This is a genomic window from Pseudomonas sp. NPDC087615 (genome assembly GCF_044743445.1).
GTDB lineage: Bacteria > Pseudomonadota > Gammaproteobacteria > Pseudomonadales > Pseudomonadaceae > Aquipseudomonas > Aquipseudomonas baetica_A.
In genome coordinates, this window is record NZ_JBIUWM010000064.1 from 22875 (window position 1) to 31003 (window position 8129).

Below are 8129 nucleotides of genomic sequence, written 5' to 3' on the forward strand. Positions count from 1 at the left end.
ACATGGCAACGATCAAGGATGTGGCTGCCCTTGCAGGGATTTCCTACACGACCGTGTCGCATGTGGTGAATAACACCCGGCCGGTCAGTCAGGAGGTTCGGCTCAAGGTCGAGGCGGCAATCAAGAGCCTCGACTACGTACCCAGCGCAGTGGCGCGCTCATTGAAGGCCAAGACTACTGCAACCATTGGCTTGTTGGTGCCCAACAGTCTCAACCCGTACTTTGCTGAACTGGCACGGGGTATAGAAGATTACTGCGAGCGTAACGGCTACTGCGTCATCCTGTGCAATTCCGATGACAATCCGGAAAAACAACGCAGCTATTTGCGTGTGCTGCTGGAAAAGCGCATTGACGGTTTGATCGTTGCCTCGGCTGGCGGTGACAGTGGTTTGGCGCAGGGGCTGGCGGGTGTGAAAACGCCAATGGTCATCGTCGACCGTGGTCTGGATGGCGTGAACGCTGATCTGGTGCGTATCGATCATGAATACGGCGCTTACCTCGCTACCCGTCATCTGCTGGAATTGGGCCACCGCGACATCGCGACCATCGGCGGCCCGGCGAGCACTAGCGTGGCGCAGATGCGTCGTGCCGGATATTGCCGGGCGTTGAAAGAGGCCGGTATCGAGGTGCAAGAGGCGCGCATGCTGGAAAGTGACTTCACCAGCACCGGCGGCTACAACGCTGCGGCGATCCTCCTTGAGCGCAATCCGCCGAGCGCCATTTTTGCCGGTAACGACATGATCGGTATCGGTGTTTTGCGCGCGGCGGCAGAACGCAACGTGCGGGTGCCGACCGAACTGTCGGTGATTGGCTTCGACGATATTCAGATGAGCCGTTACGTGTACCCGGCGCTGACCACCGTCGGCCAGTCGATTCTGCAGTTGGGCGAAATGGCGGCTGAGGTGCTGCTGCGAAGGATTGCTACCCCGAATCTGGGCACTGATCAGCGGATCGTGACCCCGAGTATTGTTTTGCGCGAGTCGACTGCGCCGTTGTCCGGCGTGTTCACCGAATACCGCTGAAACCGAATTGACGAGTAGTGATGTATGCCAGCAAATGTAGTGGTAATAGGCAGCCTGAACATGGATCTGGTGACCCGGGCGCCTCGGCTGCCCCGGGGCGGTGAAACGCTGATCGGACATTCCTTCAAGACCGTGTCCGGCGGCAAGGGCGCCAATCAGGCCGTGGCTGCGGCGAGATTGGGTGCACAAGTGGCAATGGTTGGCTGTGTCGGTAATGACGACTATGGCGTGCAATTGCGTGACGCCTTGCTGGCCGAACAGATCGATTGTCAGGCGGTGAGCGTTGTCGAGGATTCAAGTGGTGTGGCGTTGATCGTAGTCGATGACAACAGTCAGAACGCCATTGTGATCGTTGCTGGAGCCAACGGCGCAATGACGCCAGCGGTGATCGATCGGTTTGATGCTGTAATGCAAGCGGCTGACGTTGTCATCTGCCAGCTTGAGATCCCGGATGCGACGGTCGGTCATGCGCTCAAGCGTGCGCGAGCGTTGGGCAAGACCGTTATTCTCAATCCAGCGCCGGCCAGTCGTCCTTTGCCGGCAGACTGGTTTGGGGCGATCGATTACCTGATTCCCAATGAGAGCGAAGCTGCCGCGTTGAGTGGCTTGCCGGTTGACTCGCTGGAAACCGCAGAACATGCGGCAAGTCACTTGATGGCAATGGGGGCGGGCAAAGTCATCATCACCCTGGGTGCCGAGGGGTCGTTATTCGCTAACGGTAAAGGTTTCGAACATTTCCCTGCGCCGAAAGTGAAAGCTGTCGACACCACGGCGGCGGGTGACACCTTCGTCGGTGGTTTTGCCGCCGCGCTGGCTGATGGCAAGTCCGAGGCCGAAGCGATTCGATACGGGCAAATTGCTGCGGCATTGTCGGTCACTCGGGCCGGCGCCCAGCCATCCATTCCAACAATGTCCGACGTACAGGCCTTTAAACCCGCATGAAAAAGACTCCTCTACTCAACGTCGCGCTGTCACGACTGATCGCGTCTCTGGGCCATGGCGACATGGTCGTGATTGGTGATGCCGGGCTGCCGGTGCCGCCGGGTGTTGAACTGATTGATCTGGCGCTGACCCACGGCGTTCCGGATTTCGTCAGCACCTTGAAGGTCGTGCTCAGTGAGATGCAGGTGGAAAGCCATGCGCTGGCCAAGGAAATCTTCGACAAGCAGCCGACTGCGCTGAACACGCTGGACGAGCTGAATGAAGAAGGCGCGCTGGGGCGTCGCGATCTGCTCAGTCACGAGCAATTCAAAGTACTTAGCCGACAGGCACGGGCGATTGTTCGTACGGGAGAATGTCAGCCGTACTGCAACATCGTGCTGGTCGCCGGAGTAACGTTCTAATTTTCGTTTTCACAAGCACAAGGAATGCGCCATGCAACGCTATGCTCAGAAACTGCATCAATTCATCCGGAGTCTGCTGCTTTTGTCCGTGATAACCGCAACCGGCGCTCAGGCGGCGGAAAAAATCGACCTGATCATCGACACCGATCCGGGCGCTGACGACGTGGTCGCGTTGCTGTTCGCTCTGGCTTCGCCGGACGAACTGAGTATTCGTGCGTTGACCACCGTGGCTGGCAATGTGCGACTCGACAAAACGTCGCGTAATGCGCGTCTGGCTCGCGAGTGGGCAGGGCGCGAGGAGGTGCCGGTTTACGCCGGTGCGCCGAAGCCACTGATGCGCACACCGATCTACGCCGAGAACATCCATGGCAAGGAAGGCCTGTCGGGTGTCAGCGTGCACGAACCGAAAAAAGGTCTGGCAGAAGGTAATGCGGTCAACTACCTGATCGACACCCTGAAAAAAGCCAAGCCACACAGCATCACTATCGCCATGCTCGGCCCGCAGACCAACCTCGCGCTGGCGCTGATCCAAGAGCCCGAAATTGTTCAGGGCATCAAGGAAGTGGTGGTGATGGGCGGTGCGCACTTCAATGGTGGCAACATCACCCCTGTGGCTGAATTCAATCTGTTTGCGGATCCGCAAGCGGCTGAAGTTGTGCTCAAAAGCGGCGTGAAACTGACCTATCTGCCACTGGACGTTACCCACAAGATTCTCACCAGTGACGCGCGCCTGAAGCAGATTGCTGCGCTCAACAATAATGCGAGCAAAATTGTTGGTGACATCCTCAACGAGTACATCAAAGGGGATATGGAACACTACGGCATTCCGGGCGGCCCGGTGCATGACGCCACTGTCGTGGCTTATCTGCTCAAACCGGAACTGTTCACCGGTCGTTCGGTGAATGTTGTGGTCGATAGCCGTGAAGGGCCGACTTTCGGTCAGACCATTGTCGACTGGTATGACGGCCTCAAGGCACCGAAGAACGCGTTCTGGGTCGAAAATGGCGATGCTCAGGGTTTCTTCGATCTGCTGACCGAGCGCCTGAAGCGCCTGAAGTAAATGATTGGCCCGCAGGTGCCAGCCTGCGGGTTTCTATTCCCTCTCGGCGTTTTCATGCTTGACCTGTTCGGTTGGGTAGCGCTCGAAAATCTGCTTGATGAATTGCTGGGCTGCTTCCGTTCCCAGTTCCTTGATCAATAGATCGATACCAATAAGCGCCAACTCTTCGGTGGTTCCCGGACTGTAAGAGCTATGTCCGTCTGCCCATTTGGCTTTGATATCGGCGTCGATGCTTACACTGGTCATGATCAGGCTCGAAAAGTCGGGAGGTCTGTGCGTCGAGTTAACCATTTTGTCGGGCGTTTGGCACTGCGACTTAGGCATGAGCGCAGCGCTATGCGACACTTGGTCTTTTCCGGCTTATCCAAGGATCGTGTTGTGCAGATCGATTTGAATACTCCTGATGGCCTCACGCTCGACGCTGTACGCCATTTGTTGGCATCGGCCAGCGATGATGAACACACGCAGTTGCGCGTGACCAAAGGCGGTATTGCCTACATCTCTTCGGGAGTAACTGGCGGGCAGGATATTGACGGCCTGCTGTTTCGACTTGAAACCTGGGCCAAGGGCTCGGGTTATGTGGGAAATATTGCGGCCAGCGACGAGGTGTGGGTGATGCAGATTTTCAATGCGCTCAAGGACAACTGGCCGAATCCGCCGTATGACTACATCGACGTCTACTGAGCTTCGTTAATATTAAGTCACGATTGATTGATGAGCAGGCTGAGCGTCGCTCAGGCACACTCGGCGTTTTCCTGTCGTGTGGCAGGGTGATGGCTGTTGTCATGAAACCAAACGCTGGATTGGCGGTCGCACGATCTCAGTTAACTATTTGAAAACAAGGAGGCTTCATGTCTTTGAAGTTCGCGTCACTGGGTGCACTTATGGCCGTTGCCCTGTTGGCCGGTTGCAGTACAACCTCCAGCGAGTCGGCAAAGGAGTCCGTGGAGACCGCAACCGGTCACAGCCGATGTGAAGCGACAGCGGCGGAGTTCGCCATTGGCAAGAAAGCTTCGCCAGAGTTGCTGGAGCAGGCCCGCGCCAAGGCAGGTGCGCAGAATGCGCGCTTCCTCAAACCCAATGACATGATTACGCTGGAATACCGCTCCGATCGGCTGAACCTGAACACCGACAGCAACCTGGTAATCACTCGCGTCAACTGCGGCTGATTACAAGCGGCTTTTGTTACAGGCATAAAAAACCCCGTCACATGGACGGGGTTTTTTTAGTGCGCCGAGAAATTACTCTGGGCGAACCTGTGCAGCTTGCATACCCTTTTGGCCTTTCTCAGCCACGAAGGAAACGGTCTGGCCTTCTTTATCGCTTTAGAAACCTTCGGAATCGATAGCATAGAATTGTAATAACAGGTCGTCACCGCCACCTTGAGGAGTGATGTAGCCGAAGCCTTTTTCATCGTTGAACCATTTAACGGTGCCGGTTTGGCGATTAGACATGGTGTATCTCCAAGAAACATATATTTTCAGTAGTGCTGTGCTGCTCAGGCCAACTGGGCACACCCGGGTATCATAGTCGAAATGTTCGCTTTGGTAGCCCCCTGGACGTGCTGTTTGCCAATAAGTCGTGATTTCTTTAGTGTCCTTTTCGGCTGAAAGCCCCGGTTTAAAAGGCTTTTCGCGGAAAGTAAAGACAATAAAAAAACCTGTAAAACCTGCAAAAAAACGTCTAAAAAGGCTCAGATTCAGCCTTTTTTGCCAGTGTTGAACCGAGTCGGAACGTTTTTTTACTTACTTTTTCGCCGGGGTATTGGCTTTGCATTTGGCAATCAGGCCGAGTGCTTTCTGTTGCAGTTCAGGGGTCGCCTTGTTGTCCATTAGTGCCTGAATGTCGCTCGCCGGGTACGACTTGATTGCATCAGCACCACAGGCACAGTGAGATTTGGCCGCAGCGGCGCCGATCTGTGGGGTGGCTGCCTCGGTGCACTGCTTCATGTACTTCTGACGCTCGCCCTTCGGCCAGTCAGCGTGAGCACTCAATGGCAGCAGCAAAACAATGGGGGCGACTACAGCGAATAAGGTATTCAGACGCATGCGAGGATGCTCCTTGTGGGTCAATGTCTTTTTATCTGAGGGCTGAAGGGCCTATCAAGTTCAGCACTCTGGCATAAATACAGACGATATGCCTTCTGATGAAACAGAGGCATAAGTGACCGCTCATCTGTGCTAGCATGCCTGGCTCAAGCGTTCTCAGGCTCCGGATGACCTTTAGTCCCGGCAGCGGTCAACGTGCGAATATCCTGATTTGAATCCCAGTCACTCTGGTTCGGTTTTCCGGTTGGCCGCAAGGCTCCTGCCGCTGTAAGGCAGGCGTTCGTCATTGAATGGCCTGGATCGGATCTTGTACTGGCTCATCCCAACCCACGTGACCTTTGGTAGGGGTCACCACTAGGAGAGGAGGCGCCATGCCAACTATTACTCTTCCCGACGGCAGTCAACGTTCATTCGATCATCCGGTTTCGGTAGCCGAAGTTGCCGCATCTATTGGTGCAGGTCTGGCCAAGGCGACTCTGGCCGGTAAGGTCAATGGTCAACTGGTCGACGCCAGCGATATCATCAGCAGCGACGCGACCCTGCAAATCATCACGCCTAAGGATGAAGAGGGGCTGGAGATCATTCGCCACTCTTGCGCCCACCTGGTTGGCCATGCGGTCAAGCAGTTGTACCCGACTGCCAAAATGGTGATCGGGCCAGTCATTGATGAAGGTTTCTACTACGACATCGCCTTCGAGCGTCCTTTTACTCCGGACGACATGGCCGCTATCGAACAGCGCATGCAGCAGCTGATCGAAAAAGATTACGACGTCATCAAGAAGGTCACTCCGCGTGCCGAAGTGATCGAAGTGTTCAAGGCTCGCGGCGAAGACTATAAGCTGCGTCTTGTCGAGGACATGCCGAACGAGCAGGCCATGGGCCTGTACTACCACGAAGAATACGTTGACATGTGCCGCGGTCCGCACGTGCCTAATACACGTTTCCTGAAGTCCTTCAAGCTGACCAAGCTGTCCGGTGCCTACTGGCGCGGCGATGCCAAGAACGAGCAATTGCAGCGCGTTTATGGCACCGCTTGGGCAGACAAGAAGCAACTGGCAGCTTACATTCAGCGTATCGAAGAAGCTGAAAAGCGCGATCATCGCAAGATCGGCAAGCGCTTGGGCCTGTTCCACACCCAGGAAGAAGCGCCGGGCATGGTGTTCTGGCACCCGAATGGCTGGACTCTGTACCAAGTACTTGAGCAGTACATGCGCAAGGTTCAGCGCGATAATGGCTATCTCGAGATCAAGACGCCGCAAGTGGTTGACCGTAGCCTGTGGGAGAAATCCGGGCATTGGGCCAACTACGCCGACAACATGTTCACTACGCAGTCGGAAAGCCGCGACTACGCTATCAAGCCGATGAATTGCCCCTGCCATGTGCAGGTGTTCAATCAGGGCCTGAAGAGCTACCGTGAACTGCCGATGCGTCTGGCCGAGTTCGGTGCCTGCCACCGTAACGAGCCGTCGGGTGCGCTACACGGCATTATGCGTGTGCGTGGGTTTACTCAGGACGATGCCCACATCTTCTGTACTGAAGAGCAGATGCAGGCCGAATCCGCAGCGTTCATCAAGCTGACCATGGATGTTTATCGTGACTTCGGCTTTACCGATGTTGAGATGAAACTGTCCACTCGTCCGGAAAAGCGCGTGGGCTCCGACGAACTGTGGGATCGCGCTGAAGCTGCGCTGGCTGCCGCCCTTGATTCTGCGGGCCTGCCGTACGATCTGCAGCCGGGTGAGGGGGCGTTCTATGGTCCCAAGATCGAGTTCTCGCTGAAAGATTGCCTCGGTCGCGTGTGGCAGTGTGGTACCTTACAGCTCGATTTCAACCTGCCTGTCCGTCTCGGCGCCGAATACGTCTCCGAAGACAACAGCCGCAAGCACCCGGTCATGTTGCACCGCGCGATCCTTGGTTCTTTTGAGCGTTTCGTCGGGATTTTGATCGAGCACTATGAAGGTGCGTTCCCTGCTTGGCTGGCGCCAACCCAGGCAGTGATCATGAATATCACTGATAAACAGGCGGATTTTGTTGCTGAAGTTGAAAAAACTCTCAACGAAAGCGGATTTCGTGCCAAGTCCGACTTGAGAAATGAAAAGATCGGCTTTAAAATCCGTGAGCATACTTTGCTCAAGGTTCCCTATCTTTTGGTTATCGGAGATAAGGAAGTCGAGATGCAGACTGTCGCTGTGCGTACTCGTGAAGGTGCTGACCTGGGCTCGATGCCCGTCGCCCAGTTCGCTGAGTTTCTCGCGCAAGCGGTTTCCCGGCGTGGTCGCCCAGATTCGGAGTAATTACTATTAAGCGTGAAATGAGACAAGATAAACGAGCTGCACCGAAAGCCCCGATCAACGAGAATATCTCGGCACGCGAGGTTCGGTTAATTGGGGCTGAAGGTGAACAGCTTGGGATTGTGTCAATTGAAGACGCGCTTCTTAAGGCTGAAGAGGCCAAACTGGATTTGGTGGAAATTTCCGCCGATGCAGCACCCCCTGTTTGCAAACTGATGGACTACGGCAAATCGATCTTCGAAAAGAAGAAGCAGGTTGGCGGGGGGGGCACATATAAGAAACAATTGTTTTTTTTTTTTATTGGAGTTTTGAGGGTTTTTTTTGGGGGGGGAGCAGGTCTAGTGGTTTTTTGTTTTTTTTGTGGG

10 protein-coding genes and 1 pseudogene are annotated in these 8129 nt (G+C 55.2%); 8 read left to right on the plus strand and 3 right to left on the minus strand.

Annotated elements, in window-relative coordinates; translation table 11 throughout:
* Positions 1–2 precede the first annotated feature (2 nt).
* From ACIOU6_RS24075 to ACIOU6_RS24090, 4 genes are read left to right on the plus strand one after another with little or no spacing between them, the layout of a single operon-like run.
* Complete coding sequence (locus ACIOU6_RS24075) at positions 3–1022, plus strand: LacI family DNA-binding transcriptional regulator (protein WP_221733328.1); 1020 nt, start codon at positions 3–5, stop codon at positions 1020–1022.
* A 24-nt stretch (positions 1023–1046) separates the two neighbouring features.
* A complete protein-coding gene (gene rbsK / locus ACIOU6_RS24080; protein WP_401139085.1) occupies positions 1047–1964 on the plus strand; it encodes a ribokinase in 918 nt (305 codons plus the stop codon).
* The gene (gene rbsD, locus ACIOU6_RS24085) at positions 1961–2365 is read left to right on the plus strand and encodes a D-ribose pyranase (RefSeq protein WP_221733330.1); all 405 of its coding nucleotides are present in this window, start codon (positions 1961–1963) and stop codon (positions 2363–2365) included. Before rbsK ends, rbsD begins: the two co-directional genes overlap by 4 nt.
* A 31-nt stretch (positions 2366–2396) precedes the next feature.
* Complete coding sequence (locus ACIOU6_RS24090; RefSeq protein ID WP_221733331.1) at positions 2397–3425, plus strand: nucleoside hydrolase; 1029 nt, start codon at positions 2397–2399, stop codon at positions 3423–3425.
* Between the two features lie 33 nt (positions 3426–3458).
* Here ACIOU6_RS24090 and ACIOU6_RS24095 read toward each other — a convergent pair whose 3' ends face one another.
* Positions 3459–3671 carry a hypothetical protein gene (locus ACIOU6_RS24095; protein ID WP_221733332.1) on the minus strand — a complete coding sequence of 71 codons (213 nt, stop codon included), beginning with the start codon at positions 3669–3671 and terminating at the stop codon, positions 3459–3461.
* Between the two features lie 132 nt (positions 3672–3803).
* Between ACIOU6_RS24095 and ACIOU6_RS24100 the strand changes: the two genes are divergently transcribed.
* Both ACIOU6_RS24100 and ACIOU6_RS24105 read left to right on the plus strand, forming a co-directional pair.
* Positions 3804–4109, plus strand: a complete 306-nt coding sequence (locus tag ACIOU6_RS24100; RefSeq protein WP_221733333.1) for a hypothetical protein — start codon at positions 3804–3806, stop codon at positions 4107–4109.
* A 167-nt stretch (positions 4110–4276) separates the two neighbouring features.
* Positions 4277–4594, plus strand: coding sequence for an I78 family peptidase inhibitor (locus ACIOU6_RS24105; protein WP_221733334.1), 318 nt, complete (start codon positions 4277–4279; stop codon positions 4592–4594).
* A gap of 72 nt (positions 4595–4666) precedes the next feature.
* Here the strand turns inward: ACIOU6_RS24105 and ACIOU6_RS24110 are convergent.
* Both ACIOU6_RS24110 and ACIOU6_RS24115 read right to left on the minus strand, forming a co-directional pair.
* Positions 4667–4879, minus strand: a pseudogene (locus ACIOU6_RS24110) (cold-shock protein).
* A gap of 291 nt (positions 4880–5170) precedes the next feature.
* Positions 5171–5473, minus strand: coding sequence for a hypothetical protein (locus ACIOU6_RS24115; RefSeq protein WP_221733335.1), 303 nt, complete (start codon positions 5471–5473; stop codon positions 5171–5173).
* A 371-nt stretch (positions 5474–5844) separates the two neighbouring features.
* On the opposite strand from ACIOU6_RS24115, the gene thrS reads away from it, so the two are divergent.
* Together thrS and infC are read left to right on the plus strand one after the other, a co-directional pair.
* Complete coding sequence (gene thrS, locus ACIOU6_RS24120; RefSeq protein WP_221733336.1) at positions 5845–7767, plus strand: threonine--tRNA ligase; 1923 nt, start codon at positions 5845–5847, stop codon at positions 7765–7767.
* Between the two features lie 17 nt (positions 7768–7784).
* On the plus strand, positions 7785–8129 hold a 345-nt coding region (gene infC / locus ACIOU6_RS24125; RefSeq protein WP_401139086.1), incomplete at its 3' end, for a translation initiation factor IF-3.